This is a genomic window from Fodinibius roseus, from assembly GCF_900129315.1.
In the GTDB taxonomy this organism is placed as follows: domain Bacteria; phylum Bacteroidota; class Rhodothermia; order Balneolales; family Balneolaceae; genus Fodinibius; species Fodinibius roseus.
This window is the reverse complement of sequence record NZ_FQUS01000001.1, coordinates 440,229-461,363: the sequence shown is the minus strand read 5'-3', so window position 1 is coordinate 461,363 and position 21,135 is coordinate 440,229. Positions and strand designations below refer to the sequence as shown.

Genomic DNA, 21,135 nt, shown 5'->3' with positions numbered 1-21,135 from the left:
TACCAAGTATACATGAAATGATTGCATTAATTTAAGAAGGAATAGCTATAGCAGGACTTTGGATGCGGCAGTTGGCCCTATCCCTGCTATAGCTCATCCTGTTTCAATGCTTAATTTTCCCAGCCCGGATTTTGTTCTAACGTCACCCCGTTATTTTCATACAAAGTAATTTGATCGAGTGGGATCGGATATAAATATACCCTCGGATCATCAAATCGTCGCTGATCTTGCGCTTCAAAGGCTGGAACAATATATCCCTCTTCTGCTCCATTTTCGATATGCACATCTCCTTCGGTTGCCGGATAATCCGATCGTTGAATCCATGCTCCCCGGTTGATATCAGGATTTTCGATGGTATCCACATATTCAAGCTTCTTCCACCGCTTTAGATCATCCAGCCGAAAGCCTTCCATCATCAGTTCTACCCTGCGCTCCCGACGGATCTCCCAAATCATCGGAGGAACCGAAGGGTCCCGTTCCGGATCATCGTACGTTTGACCGTTTACAGCGGGTTGATTGCCGATAACCTGCAGGTGAGGCATATCCACACCTGATCTGCTGCGAAGTACATTGATCGTCTGGTCAAGATCTGCCTGAGTCAGTTCTCCCAATTCCGCACTGGCCTCAGCATAATTCAGTAACACTTCACCGTAACGGATAACAGGGCCGTCGGTTGTATTATCATTTGAATTTCCTTCCGGCAGACCTGCTATGGATTCGTTGAAGAATTTGTGTTGCGCATAACCGGAAGTAGAATAATTGCCATCAATTCCATTTAGACGCAACTCTTGCACAAAGGTCTCGTGGATTCGCGGGTCCCGGTTAGCCATTACATCTTCGATGGATTTGTCTCCCTGATATTCAGGTGAAATTGCAACAGGCAGACCATCATCAGCCAAATAAGATTCGATGGCATCTTTGGAGACTCCTGTCTGCGGCTCTTTGTTGGAGTAGCTGTGCAGACTGTGGGTAATGGATCCTGTGGCATACTTTCTAAATAGAATGACCTCCGGGTTTCCGGTTAAATCCAGGGAATTAAACAAACCACGATAGTCATCAGATACCGAATACCGCCCAGATTCCATTACCTGCTTGGCTGCATCTTTGGCAGCCTGCAGATATTCGGTTGCCTTAGCCTGGTTAATGTCATGGTATTTGAGATAGGTTCCGTGGTACAAAAAGACCCGGGACATAAAAGAAAGCACTACATATTTATTGACAGTCAGCTGATCCGTACCATCATCCTCCCGAACGTTTTCCACAGCATACTGAAAATCAGCCAACACGCTGTCCATCACCGTTACCCGTGAATTGCGTTTTTTATACAGTTTCTCAGTTTCATTTTCCTGCAGCACTTCGCCGTACCACTGAATATCTCCAAACCGTTTTACAAGGTCGTTGTATTCCAGGGCCCGAAAAAACCGTCCGATTCCAGTCCAGTGTCTAATGGCTTCTTCATTCATGGGTACGTCCTGTACCCGGTCAATGAATAGGTTAGTTTTACGAACCCAATCAAAAGACCAACCGCCCCCCGAAGTGGGAGTCTGATCAACAAATTTTGGCGGACTTGACGGAGCAAAATCATCATTTAACGACTGGCCTGAGAAATAATCTCCCCAGGAAAAGCTTTGTCCGTACGCCCAGAAATAAGCTTCATAAAAGCCCCAGGCGAAAGTACGCACATTACCTTCACTGGTCCAATAAGTTTCATCAGTAAATTCATCTTGTGGCGGCTGATTCAAGAAGTCCTCACAACCGATCACCGTGATGCATATCCCAAAAACTATCGATATTTGAATTAATCGTCTCATAATAGTGTATAAAAAATGTTAAAATTGCATTTCTAAACCGACAGAGATGACCCGCTGAAACGGATACACACGACCAAATGAACTGCCTGTATTAGTGGGCGTATAGTCAGTCTCCGGATCAAGGGGAACATTTACATTATCTAACTCGAATAAGTTTTCACCGCTTGCATATACCCTCAGATTATCAATATTAACTATGGAGGTAAGTGAAGCAGGCAGCGTATAACCAATGGTTAAATTTTTAAGCCTCATATAGGACATATCGAGGATATAGCGTGTTTGTGGACGGAAATTACGCGTGTAACTTGATTGCAGCTGATTGGTAGGACGAGGATAATAGGCGTCAGGATTATCGGGTGTCTAATAGTCAAGCTGATGATCAAACCACCCCTCATGCGGACGAAATCCAGGAACAAATATTGGGCCATTAGCCCAAAATTCCCGTTTCCCAACGCCCTGTAGGAACAAACTCATGTCGAATCCTTTCCACCCGCCTCCAATACGCAGGCCATACTGAAATTTGGGTGTAGAATTGCCAATTATTTTTCGATCTCCTGGTTCTTCTCTGGTATTGCTGCCAAAATTAATTTCTCCGTCCCCATTTATATCCTTGAATTTAACATCACCGGGGCCGAATGAGAATGAGCCGTCATCCAGAGCGGATTGATCAGGGATCCCTTCCTTAAGGATATAATTTCCATCTTCGTCAGTAATGAGATTTCCCTCGGTGTCCTGCTGAAAATCATCACGCCTGAATAAACGATCAGTAACGTAGCCCCAAATATCACCCAGAACGCGTCCTGTATAATTTGTTCCGATTACCTGGGTGGTATTTGCATACTTGGTAATCTCTTCGGAAAAGTTAGCGAGTGTACCCGTTACATTCACGTAGGCATCATTATCACTAAAAGAGTGATTCCAACCCAACTCCAGCTCCCATCCTTTTGTCTCCAGCTCGCCATAATTTCTCCTGGGCGAGCTGGTACCAAAAGTAGAGGGCAGTGAGATACCAGCCGAGAGCATATCGCTCGTAGTTCTGTTATACCAGTCAAAAGAAACATTTAACTTATCCTGGAACAAACGAGCATCGAAACCAAAATCGAGTGTTGTCACGGTTTCCCAGGTAAGTGAGCTCGAAACAGCGCCCGGTGTTCCAAACGTTACTTCATCTTCGCTACTGCCGATCAACCAGTCAGAACCATAGGAACCCATTGTCGCAATATATGGGTATGTTCCCACAGCGTTATTACCAACTGAGCCATAAGAAGCTCGTAACTTCAAAAAAGTAAGTGCAGGTTTGGTAGCGTCCATAAATGCTTCTTCACTTATTTTATAACCGGCCGAAACGGAGGGAAAGAATCCCCAGCGTTGGTTGGGAGGGAAACGAGATGACCCATCATACCGAGCATTTACTTGCAAAAGGTAGGTGTCCTCATATGAGTAGTTTAACCGTCCAAAGAATCCAACCGTAGACCAATTGCTGCGTGCACCATTTACAAACTGGTCGCCGTTGGCCAAATCAATTTCACCCTTGCTGGGATCAAGCAAATCCCGGCGCTCGGAGTACTGTGAGGTAAAATCAAACATTTCCGCCTCACCACCAGTCAGTATTTTAAAAGAATGATTTTGCAAATCATTCTGATAAGTAGCCACAGCCCGTAAATTACTCCTGCGTGTCCAGTCGGAAGTGTAATTCACGTTGTTAAAAGAGGGACTGGAATAGGTGCTATAATTAAGTTCACCACCGCCAGCCCAAAAATTATATCCCTGAATTTTTCCTCCTGTCTGATCAAGATGATCTTCTTTGCGGTTATAAGTAAAATCAGTGTCGATAGTAAATCCTTTTGCGAGAGTGGCTGTCCCTCCAACACTAATACGAGATAACGATGAGGTATAGAGTGATTTATTTGCTTGTTTGATTCCGGTAACGGCATTGCGAAACGGACGGCCTTCGTAGGTACCATAGGGGTAGGTACGAGGCCATCGGTACAGATAGTACCAGTAGTCATAAGTAGAACCGTAATTCGTATAGGGTCGTGTTCTTTCAGTCTGGGCAAACATGAACTTACCACGTGCATCCAGCCAATTGTTTACATCGGCCTGAAGCCCAATATCGACATTATAGCGTTGCCATTTATCATTACTGATATCCAACACTCCATGTTGGTCGAGATAACCCAATCCGATATTATAAGTTGTCGATTGTGTTCCGCCCGATACATTCATGTTATGTCTTTGCATGGGCGTCCAATCTTTCATAAACATATCACCCGCGTCCCAGGGACGATAGAAAAACAGACGGCCGTCGCGCATTTCAAAATCCCGTCCCATTACCATTTCATTGCTCAGTTTTTGGTCACCATACTGTTCCTCCCATTCACGCATTTTCTGAATAGCTGTTTCGTCAAAATACATACCAACCACCCCAAAAACATTCGTTGAGGGATTAGATCGTTGTAGAGCTTCAAATGCCATTTCTGTTCCTTCAGCCGCCGGCGCAAGATTAAGATCATTAGTGGGGGTGGCAAACGAGAAACTGTTGGTATAATCCAGTTGAGGTTGTGTGTTTTTTTTGCCGAGTTTCGTCTCTATAAGGACTGCACCCCATGCTGCACGGCTTCCATAAATAGCGGTCGATGCGGCATCTTTAAGCACTGAAATAGACTCAATATTATTCGGATTAATTTGATTGAGACTTTCGATTTCTACCCCATCAACCAGGATAAGAGGTTCGGCCCCTCCGGGTGCGTTTAATGATCCCTGAATTCCCCGGAGTGAAATATTAGAGTCAGTTCCAATCTCTCCGGAAGGGTTAGTAATTGTCAAACCTGCTACCGATCCCTGTAGACCTCTTGCCACATCAGTAATTGGTCGTGAAGCCAGTGTTTTGTCAACATCCACTGTTGCAATAGAACTGGTTAAATCTGCCCGTTGCTGTGTTCCATATCCTACAACCACGAGCTCTTCCCCCAAAACGGCTTCGGGACGAAGGTTTATCTCCAGTGTAGTACGTCCATTTATGGGTACTTCACGAGTTTGATAGCCAACAAATGATACCATTAAGGTATCCTGCAGAGATGGTACAACCAGTTCAAACTCTCCATTTTGATTTGATGAAGTACCCGTTGTTGTTCCTTTAACAACTATATTTACCCCCGGCATGGTTTCTCCCGTTTCCTCATCAGTAACCGTACCGGTTACCGTCTCTTGTTGCGCCTTAGCCGGTGCTTCCCACATTCTCAGCAGCACCAGCTGTCCGCTGGCAGAAATACCGAAACGAAAGGGCGTATCTTCCAGCACATGCCATAAAGCTCTTTCAGCCGTTGCCTCTGTCTCCCTTATAACTACTTTCTTATCCAGAGGTACAAATTGTTTGCTGTATGAAAGCTTCAAGTCAGCCTGACGGGCGATAGATTCAAGGACATTGATAAGACTTTGTGTCCCCTGATTGAGAGCAACAACCGTTTTAAGTTTAGTAGAGGTCGTTGCTTCTCCACCGGCTTTCATCTCACTTAAAGCCTTTTCCTTATACATATCGGCCAATGCTGCCTCATTATTTATATCCTGGGCATTTGCCATCATCGAACTTACCAAAAAGATAGGAAGCAGTATTCCGATACTTTTACAGAAAAAAAAGCTTAGTATCCTTATAACTCTCATAGTCCCATAGTTTTAAATTATTATTATAAGTTTATGGTAGATTACCTTTATAATTATTCTTGGTTATCTCTAAACGTTACCGTTCGTTTCTCCCGCTCGTAAGAGGCGCGCACCGAGACGGAGAGCACCTCAAGTACCTCGTCGAGCGGCATATTACTGTAGGTGGCTGTCAGGGTACGTTCTTTTAATTGAGGATCTTCGGTAATACATTCTATATTAAACCAGCGTTCTAACCGCTGTACCACTTCCGGGAATGGGGTTTCTCTGAAGACCAGCTTTCCTTCCGCCCATCCGGTAAACTCCTCCATGTCCGTAATATCAGATACCGTAAGTCCTCCTACCCTTTTCAATATTCCTAACTTATTAGGAGTTAGTTCCACCAGCTCTTTCTGTATAATTCCTTTTTTCACTGTCCCCAGCGATGCCAATCCCTCTTTTACGGCTACTTCGATCCTGCTTGAATCATAGGCCGTTATATTAAACTGGGTCCCCAGATCTTTCACATATCCCCGGGGCGTAATGACGATAAAAGGATGTTGTTCATCATGCTCCACCTCAAAAAAGGCTTCGCCTTCAAGATAGATGGTACGGGTGGGATCTCCGTAATTTTCTGGTATTTCCAAGCTGCTTTCTGCATTCAAGGTCACTAGGCTTCCATCGCTCAGTCGCAGATTCGTCCGCTGACCTCTGTCCGTGGTAATTTTCTGGGCCGCTATCTCAGTAGGTTTGGTTTGCTCATTAGCTTGCAACCAGTCCTGAGAAATAAAGTACAGGGTGGTGATGAGAATGACAGCAGCAGCGGCGATGGAAAACCAGTACGGGTAACCACGTGAGCCTACCTCCTTGAAATGATTGGCAGAAGCCGAGCTCTTTTTTTTAGTAGAAGCACTGCCGATAGGTTGTGAACTGGATGATAGCTTATTCCTTTTTTTAAACTGTTGCCAGGCCGCCTGTGCGTCCGCTTCAAATTCAGCATGCTCTTCCGGATCCCAATCCTCGATAAAGGATTTGAAAAAATCTTCATTGGCCGGATCTTCCTGTAACCATGCCCCCAGCTGCCTGAGCTCTTGTTCCGAGCAGCGGCCTTGTATATATTTCTTTAAAATTTTCCAGTTCATAGATACCTTTTTCCATCTGTTCATTTGGATTACGAGCGAAAAATCGCTTACCCTTAAACTTTTATGGAAAAAGTTTCTGTGATAATTTAAAACGGTAGGTGGGAAAAAAGAACCGCCGCTGAAACCCGGTCAAGGATCAATACTACATAACAGCCATTTTGAACTGCATCGCCCAACGGTGTCAGTTTTAGGCGGTGCAGCTTCGGCGAATGATTCTTTTTTTAGTCTTGATTTTTTATTTCTTGTTTTCCAGCCAGAAAAGGGATTCGAAAAATCGGGGTTTGTTCAAAAGTCAAGGCCGGAGCGAGGTTGGAATCGCAGCATATAGCTCATAGGTGAGAATTATAACCGAACTATAATACCATAATTGGACAAAAGACCCGTTTCGCAACGCCTTCCAGAACTATTGGAATCAATGCGAATAAGTCCTTTTACTAACTATTCTTCCAGATTTGTCAATTGATCGGGCAATGCTTCTAAAAAAGCCATCAGATTAGAAAGTTCTGCCTTTGTTAATTGCTGATCCAGTCCGGGAGGCATTAATGACATGTTCTGTGTATCAATCGAAGAAATTTCATCCCGGGTAATGCGAATTTTCTGTCCCGGTCCCACCGACAAAATAAGCGCTTCTGACAATTGCTCTACAATAACACCTGAATAACTGTTGGAACTCGTAGTAACCTGATAGGTCTCGTATTCCCTTGCAAAGCTGGCCGAAGGAAAAACAAGAGCTTCCAATATATCATGGCGAGACCGAATGGCTCCAATATTCGTGAGGTCGGGACCAAATTCAGTTCCTTCACTTCCAACGGTATGACAGGTTGAACACGTTGCTTTCCCAAAAAACAGTTTGCGTCCTGCCCCCACATCCCCTTTCCCAAGTTGTTTTTCCAATTTCTGTAATTTAGCCAGGCGCTCTGACTGCTTCTTTTGAATCTCTTTCATGAGCGAAGCTGCTGCTGCTTGTACAGACTCAGGATAGGCATTTATTATCTTTTTCAGGTCCTGCTGCGGGACATTATCCAGGTTTTCCGGTGAATTTTTCAGGACTTTTACCAACGCCAGCCCGACTTTTTCACTTTTACTATCCTGGAAGGTTTCTATCAGGCCCGGCACCATAAACGGATCGGCCCGAGGGAGTTGCGTTCGGGCAATATGCAAAAGTTGTTGCTCGTTCAGTTCCGCTTGGCTTAGTATTCGGGCCGCTGATTGCCGGACCGGTGATCTGTTTGCCTCACTCAGGTAATCTGTGACTATTTCAAACTCTTCCCAAGTTATTTGAGGCTGAATGCTCACCCGTGCTTTCATTGCTTCCAACCGAAATTCATTGATTTCTTCCGGATTATGAATAATTTCCTTTAACTGTTGATTCAGCGCTTCAACTTGACGGCTGCCTATCAGGTTCAGGACCGCATAACGCACCTGGTCAGATCCTGCTCTAAGCTCTTTTCCAAGTTGATCCACCCAGAGATCAGGAAGCTCCGGGATATCACATCGGCTCATGACATCTATGAATATTAGTTTGGTTCCCGGGGGAGTATTTTGGGCGGATAGACCGTTTCCTAAAAAGCGTTGCATATCATCATTCCCGCAAAAAGTATTCATCAGGGTTCCATATGAAACCGCCTCTTCATCCGTCAGTTCAGCAGTCCCCATAACCGAATCAAGAAAGTCTACCACGATCTCTGACCACTCGGGATGGTGTGAGGCCACCCAAACACCGACCTCCCGGAGCTCTTTTTTTTCACTGGAAAGAAATGGGAGTAACTGGTCTTTCGTGAGAGAAGAAGAATCCATCTGGTCCAGTGCTGTCAGAGCCGCTTTTCTGACCTGGTTAGAAGTACTCGTTAAAGCCTCAACTAGCGGGTCAGAATCGCCCAGGGTAACGAGAGAATGAATGATGGCGTGCTCGAGGAACCGGTCACTGACTCCATCGGCAGCTCTCAGCAGCGCATCGACCGCGATCGGGTCCCCAATCTGTCCCAACGCCGTTGCGGCCTGCCTTTGAACAGCGGGAGACTCATCCGCCTGTACGAGCTCTTCCAGCTTTTCGATTGCTCCCATATCTTTTGCAAGTCCCGCCACACGGGCAGCAGCTGTTCGCACTTGATCACTTTCATCGGTTAAAGCCGACCGGGCGGCATCATTTGCCTCTGCCGTACCAATCCGGTAAAGCGCAAAAACAGCTGCCGTACGGACCTTTTCCTTAGGCGACGACAACAGGTTTTGCAAAGCGGCTACAGCCCTCCCTCCTTGTTGAACAACGGCCTCTAATGCTTTTTCCCTTACCTTCGGGCGGGAATCCGCAAAAAATTCCGTCAGATCCCTGGCCGGCATCTCGCTAAAGTTGACAGCCTGTCCCCATGGATCATTCACGTGTTGATTGCCTTTTGCCTTTCTTATTCGGTATATCCCTCCTTCTACATTTGGCTTGGATTCTCTTGAAAGAGGACATCCTTCAATGAACCATCCTCCAGTTACCACCACCAATAAACTCCCGTCCGCGTCCTCCAACACATCTGTCGGGTGAATATCCTCCCGCGTTGCGGTTACAAAGGGTTCATCCTCCGTTGAATAGGTAGCCCCATTTCTTGAGATGCTATGCCGCAGCACTTCCCCGGTATTAAAGATCGCGCTAAACAAATTCCCCTGATACGCTTGTCCCCATGCCAAACCTTTGTAACGCATCAAGCCCGAAGGAGCTATGCGGGGAAACTTACTCATCACCGGCATTAAATCACCGGATAATTCAAGCTGATCCTGCTCAATAACTGAATGATATTTGGGATACACTCCACCTTCTACCCAGTGCATTAACGCATCTCTTTGGCCGTTCTGCGGATCGGTAAAATAGGTCATGGTTCCAATGGTTTCTCCCGAGGGCATAAATGCAATTTCTATGGAGTTGTCAAAGCCGCCCGCCGAGACCCACTCCAAATCAGTTCCATCGGGTTTGGTTCGCCATATTCTTGCGCCCTCTCCTGTTAGTGAATCTCCATCTTGAGTCTTAATAGCATATCCCCGCCGGGCACCAGCCATATACAACCACCCGTCGGGTCCCATAAAGGGCCCGCTTAATATGGCCCCATTCGAATTAAGGGTCCATCCCGACAGTAAGGTTTCCCGCTCATCAGCCGCACCATCTCCATTGGTATCCGTCAGTTTTAGCAAATCCGGCGAAGCGGTAACGTATAAACTGCCATTATAGAACTCTCCCCCCATTGGAAACGGAATCTGGTCAGCAAAAATGGTACTTTTATCAAACACGCCATCTCCATCCGTGTCCTCCAGCAAGCGAATTTGATAGGATGGATTTTCCAACATGGTGTCGGTTCCCATCGTATTTGTTTCCGTGGATTCAAATACAAACAATCTCCCCTGAGAGTCAAAGGTGGCAAACATGGGGTAAGAGATCAGATCTGAAGATACCACCCGCTCTATGGTGAACCCTTCCGGCACTTGGAGCCCTTCTATCTGGGTGACCTGCTTCTTCTCACAACCTGTTAGAAGTACCGCCCAGTTTATCATAAGTATCCCAAGTGCAAACCGTACCCATCTCATTCTTTCATTCCGTATTACGCTCAAATAGAATTTCATTCTTCACCTTGTGTATTTTGGGAAGTATTTACAATCCCCTTTCCTCTGAGCATTCATACGGCTACCGAACGGACTTAAGTGCTCATGGGAAGGCAAGATCAGCCGGATATATCCAGCTCAACAGAAACCTTGTTATATCTCAACGGTATAATACTACATGCAATCATGTATAAGAAATAAAAACGGCAAATATTTCGACAGGCGCTCCCTGAGTATCTTTAGTACTCTTCTCATATGGGATTCTACCGTTTTGACGGAAATATCCAGGTAGCCGGCTATCTCTTTGTAGGTAAGGCCCTCTTCCCTGTTCAATTTATAAATTTGGCGGGCTCTGGGTGGAAGATCATTGACGGCCTCACGGGCCTCATCGACAAACGGTATCTTACTACTTTCGTTGAAATTTATCGTGGTATGTGGAGTCTCTGTCCTCTCCTGTTTTGCTTCTGCAATATATTGATCGACAATTTTCTGGTGCTTGATATAATCCAGGGCTTTATTACGAGCCATTTCGTACAGTAGTCCACGAAGGTGTCCCCCCGGATCCAGATTGAACCTCGTTTCCCATACCGTGGCAAATACCTCCTGAATGATCTCTTCGGCAAGCGATTCTGACCGGACGTACTTCCAGATATATTTGCACAGTGGAGTGTAATACTTGAGAAAGGCTATTTCGAAAGCATATTCATCGCCCTCGCGGATCTTTTTTAATAATAAAGACTCACTATGCTCTGAACTCATAATCCCGTGGCTATAAAAAAAGAATTAGTATGTAGGTCAAGTCGTGATTATTCATTGCTTTTTTATACCCTGTCATCCCAGCCAACTGATCTGGCAATCAAAAAATAATAAGTACGAAATGTAACCCAGATGCCCTGATAAAGTATTAAAAGAATAAAATTTGTGAATTCAAAAAATGCATCACAACCGCAGCAGCCTTTTGGCGTTTTCATACAGCACCTTTCGTTCAACTTCCTTGCTTGGCGATAGCCGGCGTATCGTAGCAATAGATACGGCCGCCCGGCAATCCGGGGCCCGGTAACTTCAACGCCGCTCCGGCCAATAACAGGCCTGAATTAGCTAGAAAGGAACGCCTGGAGATTAAGTGAGATCCCTTCATGCCATCAAATTGAGTACAGTTTCTTTTGGATATAGGGTTATTGTTATATCTTCGGCTCCCATCCCGGCTCGTATTCACGATCCCACAGCTGCATGGCCCCTTCGTCCTGGATACGCCCGTTTTCAGCGTTGACATCCAGTGCCTTGCCTGTCCTTGCGGAAATATTCATCAGGTGGCACAACAGTGTACTTGTGGCTCCTTCATCAATAGGAGAATTCAGCTCCGCTTTCCCGCGGATGGCATTGAGAAAATTCAACACGTGCCTGTTTATTTTGCTTCGGCCCGTATCTTCCTCGTCCGAATCCGAACGGATCAAATCGCCTTCCCGGTCATATAGTTCATATCCGGAGCTGAGGAACTTGATAACCCCCTCCGTACCGTACACAACCGGACCCTGTCCCCCATAAGTATCGTAGCCATTGCGACTCTTACCGTCCCACCGAATAACTTTGTCCCCCGGAAACGTCAGTGTGGCATCCATCGTATCGTACATGGTCCACCCGTCGTCAGGGAAATGTTGTTTATGGGCATTGGTGACGACCCGTTTCGGCTGTTCGACCTGCAGGGCCCACCGGGCAATATCCACCGCATGAATCGCATTGTTACCGGCTTCAGCAGTGCCCCACTTCCAGCCGTACCAGTGCCAGTTGTAATCCCAGGCGTTGTGCACGTACTCCTGCCGGGGAGCCGGTCCCTGAAACAGCTCCCAGTTCAAGCCTTCCGGTACCGGGGCCGGGGTTGCCACAGGAACCTCTCCCCGGTCGTTATAATAAGAGGCAACCGCTTTATAGGGTTCCCCGATCAGCCCATTATGAATTTCGCTGATCAATTCCTGAGTGATGGCGGACGCCCGCCTCTGATTGCCCATCTGGATCACATTGCCGTACTTCTTCTGACATTCGACCAGCAGCTCGCCTTCCCGGGGATTATGGCTGCAGGGTTTTTCCACGTAGACATGCTTCCCGGCCTCCGAAGCATAACAGGTGCCGGGAGCATGCCAGTGGTCGGGAGTGGCGTTGATGATTGCATCCACCTCATTGTCTTCCAAAATTTTGCGAACATCATTTTCAAGCTCGGGGGTGTATCCCAGCACCTCCGAATAGTTTTCGGCCGCTGATTCGCGGCGGCTTTTCATGACATCACACAGGTATAACAGCCGGGCGTTGCTCTCTTCAAGGGCGATCGCCTCCGGCCAGGCATGAGCCCTTCGTCCCAGTCCAACAACCGCCAGGTTCAACCGCTCATTGGAGCCCATGATATTAGCATAGCTTGCACTGCTCATTCCCATCCCACCGATCGTCAGGCCGGCCATTCCGAATGCGGACTTCTTTATAAAACTTTTTCTGGATTCACCCATATTTCACTTTTTTTAGTTGAAAATACTTTTCAGATCTGATTTAATCTATAAATTCCATTAGTATATTGCTATCAATGGCTTATAGATATTATTTCAAGTTATTTTACCCCTCTCCCCTTATATCAGCAAACAATCAGCTGTTTTACAATACCATTGCAGTGGCTGTATCTGCAGTCCAGCTTCCTGTCAACGGCATACAGTATGAACGTAATAAAATTGATGAATTCAAAATAAGAAAGGAAGCGTTCTGATAATTTACTGTATGAAAGCAGTACCGGGCAGTTTTTTCCCAGGCAGTCTGTTTTCTAAAACAGTTTGCTGGAAAAAGCAGCTTCAACATCAACTGGCGGTCCCCAAATAGGGCCGGACGATCAAGCCTCTATTTTTTATAATGTTCGGGAGACAATTCCTTTAGCAGCTTCGTGCTTGCCTCCGGGGTAATATCACGTTGCGGGTTACCAAGCATCTCGTATCCCACTCTGAACTTTTTGATCGTAGCCGAACGCAGAAGCGGCGGATAAAAATGCATATGAAAATGCCACTCCGGATGCTCCTCCCCGTCGGTTGGAGCCGGATGGAAGCCTGCTGAATAGGGAAAAGAAACCTCAAAAAGATTATCGTATTTGACCGTTATCTGTTTGATAATATCTGCCAGTCCCCCTTGTTCTTCATCCGTCATATCGGTAAACCGGGAAAAAGGGCGCCGGCTTATGACCAGTGTCTCAAACGGCCAAAAGGCCCAATAGGGAACCACGACTACAAAATGCTCGTTTTCAACCACCATTCGCTCTTCTTGCTCCAGTTCGAGATCCATATAGTCTGTCAGCAGCGTTTGCCCGTGCTTTTTGTAATATTCAGCCTGCCGTTTCCATTCCTTGACCGGCTCATCAGGAATGGTCTCCTGGGCCCATATCTGTCCGTGCGGGTGCGGGTTGCTGCATCCCATGATTTCCCCTTTATTTTCGAAAATCTGCACGTAATTGATATAATCACGATTGCCCAATTCCCGGTATTCGCGGGTCCACAGATCAACGACCTGCCGGATTTGAGAAGTCTCCATCTCAGGCAGCGTCAAATCATGGCGCGGCGAAAAGCAGATCACCCTGCAGATGCCTTTTTCCCCTTTGGCAACCAGCAGATCACCGGCATTCCTGTATTCGGAGGGGGTATCCGGTTTCAGGGCACTGAAGTCATTGGTAAAGACAAAGGTGGAGTCGTATTCTGGATTTTTCGCCTCCCTCGCCCGCTCGTTACCCGGACACAAATAACAGTCGGAGGCGTACTCCGCCTTCTGTGCGGCGGACGTACTTTCCTTCTTTCCCTGCCAGGGACGCCTGGCCCGGTGAGGCGATACCTGTATCCACTCGCCCGTAAGGGGATTCAAACGCCTGTGCGGATGATTTGTGAGATCAAGTGTCATAACTCTTTATCGGTTTTAGCTTTTGGAAGATCGACGAGTTGGGTTCCTGCGGAAATTTTTGCCTGGTAAATCGCTATCGGCTGACCGGTTATCTTTTGGTAACGCTGGGAAATCCGTTCTTTAAATGAATCCAGGTATCGGTCTTCCACGAGGTTAATAGTACAGCCGCCAAAACCGCCTCCCATCATGCGGGCCCCCAACACCCCGTCGATAGTGCGGGCCGCATCAACAAGGATGTCCAGCTCAGCGCAACTGACTTCATACTGGTCCCGGAGCCCCGTGTGCGAGGCGTACATGCGCTGCCCGAAAGCATGGATATCATTCTCTTCGAGATCCCTGCAGGCATCCTGCACCCGTTTGTTTTCTTCCAGGATATAAGTGCAGCGCTTAAAGACAACAGGATCCATTTTTTGCCCGTGCCTGTTCAACAGCTCCGGGGAAACTTCACGGAGACTGTTAATACCGGGTTCATGCTGCTGCAGGATTCGAACGCCTTCTTCACATTGCGAGCGACGAACGTTGTATTCCGAGGACGCCAGCTCACGGCGAATACGGGTATCGCATAAAACGATATGGATATCCCGGCGTTTCAGGGGATAAAATTCATATTCCAGGGAACGGCAATCCAGCTTCATGGCGTGATCTTTTTTGCCGTTCAAACTGACAAACTGATCCATGATGCCGCACTGCACCCCGACAAAGTCGTTTTCCGCTTTTTGGGCCATTTTTGCCATTTCCACCGGCGGGATCTCCCACTCGAATAACCGGGACAGTCCAAACAACATGCCGCCTTCGAGCGCGGCCGAGGAAGAGAGTCCCGCTCCAATGGGTATGTTGCCACCGAACACACAATCAAAGCCCCCGGGGTCATAACCGTGGCGTCGAAGCTGGTCCACGACCCCAAGCAGGTAATCGGGCCAGCCTTTGCCGGATTTTGACAGCTGTCCGGAGATATCGGCTTCAAAGGTTTCACCCGGATCAATGGCGTAGAACCTGCCGCGATTAGATTCATTTTCCGCCAGTGCCAGAAAGATATGTTTATCGATAGCGGCGGGAAGGACAAAGCCGTCGTTATAATCGGTATGCTCACCAATCAGGTTAACGCGTCCGGGTGACTGCACCAGTATCGGGTCACCCTCGTAACGTTGATAAAATTCAGCTACAATTTTTTTCAATTTCTGCATTTACTGAGAATTCGATCTGAAATCTATGATTGTATATAGAATATGCATACATCAGCCTTACCAGAATACCGCATACAGTAAGGCTACCAGCACTAAAATGACATAAGCTCCGATGTTAAAAGACGGACTGGTTTTGAACATTTCGGCCGTGGTATGAATGGCTTTTGGGTCTTCATCACGGGGATTTGTTGTTAAACTGACCCCCGCGATGATTGCAATAGTGCTGATAAGGGTATAAAACATCTGGTCCAAAAAGGGAAGCTGAACGGCCGGTGTTTTTAAAAATACGGCAATTACAATAGATGCCAGAACTCCGTAAATTGCTCCTTTTGAAGTGGTTTTCTTCCAGAATAGTCCCATCAGAAATACGGCTAAAATACCAGGGCTTACCATGCCGGTATATTCCTGGATGTATTGGAACACCTGGGGTACACTATTTAATTGCGGGGCCATGAAAACAGCGGTGATCAAGGCTACGCCGGCCGAGATACGTCCCATATTCACCGTTTGTTTATCCGTGGCACTTTGATTGATATACGGGATATAAATATCCATCGTAAATATCGTGGCTACAGAATTCAGCATGGAAGCTACAGAAGATACAATAGCTGCTGCAAGGGCCGCTACGACAAGACCCAGAAAGCCGGGCGTAAGGAAGACCTTCATGAGCCAGGGATAGGCATTATCGTATTGGATGCTGCCATCGGGCCTGGTAAAGACATCAACAACGCCGGAAATCTGGGTGGTACCTTCGGGTTGATTATACAACACGTACACAATAATTCCGGGAATGACGACGATTAATGGAATGATCAATTTTAAAAAACCGGCAAAGATTATACCCTTTTGCGATTCTTTAAGCGATTTAGCGGCCAGGGTTCGCTGTATGATATACTGGTTAAATCCCCAGTAATAAAGGTTGGCTACCCACATTCCGCCGATTAAAACAGCAATGCCCGGCAAATTGTTGAATTCAGGATTGGACCGATCCAGAATCATCGTAAATTTTTCTCCGGCCACCTCATAAACATGGGTCAGACCGTTTAGGATTCCTCCCTCGGGCGTGACATTATAGAGGCCGGCAAAAGTAACCACAATCCCCCCTATCACCAGTAGCCCCACCTGCAAAACATCGGTCCACGCAACGGCCGAAAGTCCGCCATACAGCGAATAGGCAGCGGCAATGACTGCCATGCCTAGCAGCGCATGAATCATAAAAGTGCCATCCCCCGTACCCATTATGGTATCAAGGGCCAGAGCCCCCAGGTAGAGTACGGTGGTGAGATTAACGAAGACAAACAACGCAATCCAGAAGATCGCCAGAATAGTTTTCAGTGTAGTATTAAACCGTTTTTCGACGAATTCCGGAATAGTGAAGATCTTTTTTTCTATAAAAATGGGCAGAAAGTATTTTCCAACCACAATCAGCGTTACGGCCGCCATCCATTCATAGGAGGCGATGGCGAGTCCCACAGCAAAGCCCGACCCCGACATACCGATGATCTGCTCTGCGGAGATATTTGCTGCGATCAGGGACGCTCCGATAGCCCACCACGGAAGGGATTTCCCCGCCAGGAAATAATCCTCTGCATTTTTTTGATGTCCCTTTTTATCACGGGAAACCCAAAGCCCGATCGCAACGATGAGAACGCAATACAGGATAAAGACAATGGTGTCGATGGTAGAAAACTGCATGCTGAATCAATTAAGTTTTAAAAAAAGGAGCCGTCCGTTGTGTATTGGTTTTCCAGTACTCTTCTGTGTCCCCGCGACCTCAAGCATTGGTTTTGTAACGATGCGGCAGAAGCCAACAACCGGTGGAACGTAGGTTAGTCTGTCAAGCAGGTAACGTATAATAAAAAATGACAAAGTATAAAATGTTTTGATGATTAAAATATAGAATTTTATGTTATCGTTAACAAATATAAGCCCGTATTTGCTATTTTATCGTCGGGCGTTTGTGTAAACAATAAAAAAACTTTTAATTAGCATAAATTATTTTGTATACAGTGGTATCTGTTTAACATTCCATGATGCATCTAAACAAACTGAATTTGCAGTACATAACTATTATTAGCCCGTATTTTTCACACGAGAACATAAAAAAAGCTCCTCTTTCCCTGTAGAAGCATTCGGTATAAGGAGGATCAGCTGTCGCATTCGCTTGCGCTTTAAAGCTTCTTGCCATACAGGCCCGGGCAATAAAGGGATTTAATCCGGGACACGAATTCTTTTATAGCTCTTATCCCGGCCGTCCGATTAAAAAAACGGGTTACAAAATCCATCTTATCATACTAATATCACTATTGCTGCCATGAGTCGCATTGAAAAAATAGACCTGTACAAAGTTCCTCCCCGATGGCTTTTTTTAAAACTCACTACCTCCAATGGTATTGAGGGCTGGGGAGAGCCGATTGTGGAGGGCAAAGCGGATACGGTAATGGCGGCTGTGCAGGAGTTTAGCAGCGACCTGATAGGCAAAAGGGCCGGAAATATCGAAGATATCTTTCAAACGCTCTACCGGGGCAGTTTTTATCGCGGGGGACCCATTCTCATGAGTGCGATTTCGGGGATTGAGCAGGCGCTGTGGGATATTAAGGGCAAAGCGCTTGGGGTTCCCGTTTACGAACTGCTGGGCGGGCCGGTCCGGGATAAGATGAAAGTCTATTCCTGGGTTGGAGGAGATGAACCCTCGGAGCTTATTGAGGCTATTCAGCAGCGCCGGCAAACGGGATTCCGGCATGTGAAGATGAATGCGGTCGGGAAGGTGGCGTGGCTGGAAACCCCCGGGCAGATTGATGCGGTTGTTGGGCAACTCTCTGAAGTACGGGACCACCTTGGGTGGGATATCGATATCGGACTGGACTTCCATGGCCGGGTCCGCAAGGCCATGTCCAAAAGACTGGTCCGGGCACTCGATCCCCTGAAACCGATGTTTATAGAGGAACCGGTATTGTCTGAGCACCTCGATGCCCTGAAGGTTATCTCCCGGTACACCTCCGCCCCGATTGCCATGGGTGAGCGTCTGTACGGACGATCAGGCTTCCGGCCAATGCTCGAACACGGGTATACGGATATTATTCAGCCGGACCTGAGTCACGCAGGCGGGATCTGGGAAACCCGGAAAATAGCCGCCATGGCCGAGACGTATGATGTCGCTGTCGCTCCCCATTGTCCCCTGGGACCCATTAGCTTTGCGTCGGCACTTCAACTTGATTTTAGTACCCCGAACGCTCTCATCCAGGAAACGAGCTTAGGTATCCACTACCACGATGACAGTATGGATTTGCTGGATTACATGGCTAATCCGGAAATTTTTGCGGTTGAGAATGGGTATATCAAGCGTAATGACCGGCCGGGACTGGGCGTGGAGATTGATGAGGATAAAGTGAAGGAGTCGGCCAGGGAGGGACACGACTGGCATAACCCGATCTGGCGAAACGAAGATGGATCCATAACCGAATGGTAGCCGCTGCCCTGAAAAACAAAACTATACATACCACCCCCTTTTTCCTGAGCTGCGACTGGGGCACCTCCTCCTTTCGCCTTAGGCTCGTAGCATCGGACACAGGGAGCGTCATCACCGCCATTAAAGACAAAACCGGGATTAAAGAAATATACAAGCGGTGGACAGCCTACGGTGGTGAGTTGAGCCGGATTGATTTCTACCAGTCCTTTCTGATGCAAAAAGTTGAAGAACTGAAAAGCACTTCTCCCGTTGCTGTCGATTATCCCCCCGTCATTCTGTCCGGAATGGCCTCTTCAAGTATCGGCATCAAAGAGCTTGCCTATGCTCCCCTGCCCTTTGAACTCGATGATCCCAACCTGAATATCGAAATGGTTGCAGCGACGGACCGGTTTCCCTGTGATTTATACCTTGTATCGGGACTTTGTTCATCGGATGATGTTATGCGGGGCGAAGAAACGGAACTTTTGGGCCTTCATTCAACACTGAATATATCAGAGGGATTATTCCTCCTGGCCGGAACTCACAGTAAACACGTGGTGGTAGAAGACCGTACAGTTATCTCATTCAAAACGTATATGACCGGGGAGCTTTTTGATATAATCTCATCTCAAAGTATACTGTCTGCTTCCGTTGCGGAGGATATGGATAGCGCTGCCGCTCCCGGCCGGGACTTCAAGAAAGGAGTTGAGGAAGCTCAACAAAAAAACTTACTGCATTCATTATTCGGAATTCGCGCGCGCGACCTCCTCAGGGATACTTCAGATAAAGGGAGCAACTATGATTTTCTAAGCGGATTGTTAATCGGGACCGAGCTGAAAGAGATGAAGCCGGCCGCACGGACCCCGATTATACTCTGGGGCAGTAGCCGGCTGCAACAGTACTATGCAGCAGCATTGGACGTACTGGGACGGAAAGTGATCCGACCTGAGATCAAGGAGGAAGAGGAAATAACATCGCTGGGTCAGCGCAGCATCTTAAGACAAATTAACACCAACAACTAAACGGATGACTATGACAGGGGAACCGCTATATTTACTGCTTATCACGCTCATCGCTATTTTCTTGCTGCTCTTTCTCGTGATGAGGCTCAAGATTCACGCTTTTATCTCGCTCCTTATGGTGAGTGCTTTTGTCGGATTAGGGGCCGGCATGGGGTTTCAGGAAGTACTGGACAGCATACAGGAAGGGATGGGCGGTATTTTAGGATTTATTGCCATCATTGTGGGATTAGGGTCCATCATCGGAAAGCTCCTCGAAGTCTCTGGCGGCGCCGAAGCGCTGGCCCGTAATATCGTTCAAATATTTGGTACCGAACGCACTTCCTGGGGACTGACGATCACCGGCTTTATCATATCCATTCCCGTCTTTCTGGATGTCGGGTTTATCATCCTTGTGCCCATTGTCTATGCGCTGGCAAGAAAGTCCAAAAAATCCACCCTCTTCTACGCCATCCCGCTGCTTGCCGGACTGGGAGTCACCCATGCTTTCATCCCACCGACGCCCGGTCCCACGGCCGTAGCAGAAATTATGGACGTATCACTGGGCTGGGTCATTATATTCGGTTTTGCGGCCGGAGTTCCGGCAGCGATTTTGGCGGGACCTATCTTCGGGAAATACATTGGTAACAAGATTGATGTAGCTCCTCCTGATTTTAGCGAGACCAGTAAAACCAAGGACCCTTCTCTGGGAGATAAATGGGATTTTTACATTATTCTTGTCGTTATATTACTGCCCCTGTTCTTAATAGTCAACTCCACAATTTTTGATGTTATGCAATCCAACCAGACGGTCGCAGAAGGAGCCTTCTGGGTAAATTTCATCCAGTTTGTGGGTCACCCGTTCGTTGCGTTGATTATCGCCACCCTCGTGGCAGCCTATTTTCTCGGTTATCAAAAAGGCTTTACGGGCAAAGAAGTGCTAAAGTTCTCCGATAAGGCATTGGCGCCTGCGGGACTCATCATATTAGTGACGGGAGCGGGGGGCGTATTCAAGGAAATTCTCATTGACAGTGGTGTGGGGGAAGCCCTGGCCGAAACTATCCTGGCATACCAGGTAGCCCCTATTGTGCTGGCGTACCTGCTGGCCGTCATTATTCGCGTTACCCAGGGATCGGCGACGGTCGCAATGATCACCTCGGCGGGCATGGTTGCTCCTGTCGTGAGTGAATTTGACATGACATCACCTGAAAAAGCGCTGATTGTTATCGCCATTGCCGCAGGCTCAACAATCCTGTCTCATGTCAATGACAGCGGGTTCTGGCTGGTGAACAAGTACCTCGGATTAACGGAAAAACAGACGCTTCAATCATGGACGGCCATGGAAACCATCATCTCCGTCACCGGTTTTGCAATGGCCCTGTTGCTCTATTATACCGTGGTTTAATTTAGTGTAGTGACAACAGT

Annotated in this window: 12 protein-coding genes; 3 read left to right on the top strand and 9 right to left on the bottom strand. The window is 47.2% G+C overall.

The window, feature by feature from the left end; all coding sequences use genetic code 11:
- Positions 1 to 110: 110 nt before the first annotated feature.
- From BUB16_RS01865 to BUB16_RS01825, 9 genes are all read right to left on the bottom strand, one after another.
- On the bottom strand, positions 111 to 1,811 hold the full coding sequence (locus BUB16_RS01865; RefSeq protein WP_073059108.1) for a RagB/SusD family nutrient uptake outer membrane protein: 1,701 nt from the start codon (positions 1,809 to 1,811) through the stop codon (positions 111 to 113).
- Between the two features lie 360 nt (positions 1,812 to 2,171).
- Entirely contained in the window at positions 2,172 to 5,393 is a 3,222-nt protein-coding gene (locus BUB16_RS01860) for a SusC/RagA family TonB-linked outer membrane protein (protein ID WP_211483053.1), read from the bottom strand.
- Positions 5,394 to 5,524: 131 nt separating this feature from the next.
- On the bottom strand, positions 5,525 to 6,589 hold the full coding sequence (locus tag BUB16_RS01855; protein ID WP_073059107.1) for a FecR family protein: 1,065 nt from the start codon (positions 6,587 to 6,589) through the stop codon (positions 5,525 to 5,527).
- Between the two features lie 438 nt (positions 6,590 to 7,027).
- The gene (locus tag BUB16_RS01850) at positions 7,028 to 10,186 is read right to left on the bottom strand and encodes a PVC-type heme-binding CxxCH protein (RefSeq protein ID WP_084087948.1); all 3,159 of its coding nucleotides are present in this window, start codon (positions 10,184 to 10,186) and stop codon (positions 7,028 to 7,030) included.
- 153 nt (positions 10,187 to 10,339) lie between these two features.
- Entirely contained in the window at positions 10,340 to 10,924 is a 585-nt protein-coding gene (locus tag BUB16_RS01845) for an RNA polymerase sigma factor (RefSeq protein WP_073059105.1), read from the bottom strand.
- Between the two features lie 422 nt (positions 10,925 to 11,346).
- Positions 11,347 to 12,660 carry a Gfo/Idh/MocA family protein gene (locus BUB16_RS01840; RefSeq protein WP_073059104.1) on the bottom strand — a complete coding sequence of 438 codons (1,314 nt, stop codon included), beginning with the start codon at positions 12,658 to 12,660 and terminating at the stop codon, positions 11,347 to 11,349.
- Positions 12,661 to 13,039: 379 nt separating this feature from the next.
- The gene (locus tag BUB16_RS01835; RefSeq protein ID WP_073059103.1) at positions 13,040 to 14,080 is read right to left on the bottom strand and encodes a UDP-glucose--hexose-1-phosphate uridylyltransferase; all 1,041 of its coding nucleotides are present in this window, start codon (positions 14,078 to 14,080) and stop codon (positions 13,040 to 13,042) included.
- On the bottom strand, positions 14,077 to 15,264 hold the full coding sequence (galK, locus tag BUB16_RS01830; protein ID WP_073059102.1) for a galactokinase: 1,188 nt from the start codon (positions 15,262 to 15,264) through the stop codon (positions 14,077 to 14,079). Before galK ends, BUB16_RS01835 begins: the two co-directional genes overlap by 4 nt.
- A 57-nt stretch (positions 15,265 to 15,321) precedes the next feature.
- The gene (locus BUB16_RS01825; protein ID WP_073059101.1) at positions 15,322 to 16,959 is read right to left on the bottom strand and encodes a sodium/sugar symporter; all 1,638 of its coding nucleotides are present in this window, start codon (positions 16,957 to 16,959) and stop codon (positions 15,322 to 15,324) included.
- 619 nt (positions 16,960 to 17,578) lie between these two features.
- Here BUB16_RS01825 and dgoD point away from each other — a divergent pair.
- The 3 genes from dgoD to BUB16_RS01810 are packed head-to-tail and all read left to right on the top strand — an operon-like array spanning position 17,579 to position 21,115.
- Positions 17,579 to 18,733 carry a galactonate dehydratase gene (dgoD, locus tag BUB16_RS01820; RefSeq protein WP_073059100.1) on the top strand — a complete coding sequence of 385 codons (1,155 nt, stop codon included), beginning with the start codon at positions 17,579 to 17,581 and terminating at the stop codon, positions 18,731 to 18,733.
- Complete coding sequence (locus BUB16_RS01815) at positions 18,727 to 19,734, top strand: 2-dehydro-3-deoxygalactonokinase (RefSeq protein WP_073059099.1); 1,008 nt, start codon at positions 18,727 to 18,729, stop codon at positions 19,732 to 19,734. Before dgoD ends, BUB16_RS01815 begins: the two co-directional genes overlap by 7 nt.
- 10 nt (positions 19,735 to 19,744) lie before the next feature.
- The gene (locus BUB16_RS01810) at positions 19,745 to 21,115 is read left to right on the top strand and encodes a GntT/GntP/DsdX family permease (RefSeq protein ID WP_073059098.1); all 1,371 of its coding nucleotides are present in this window, start codon (positions 19,745 to 19,747) and stop codon (positions 21,113 to 21,115) included.
- Positions 21,116 to 21,135 lie beyond the last annotated feature (20 nt).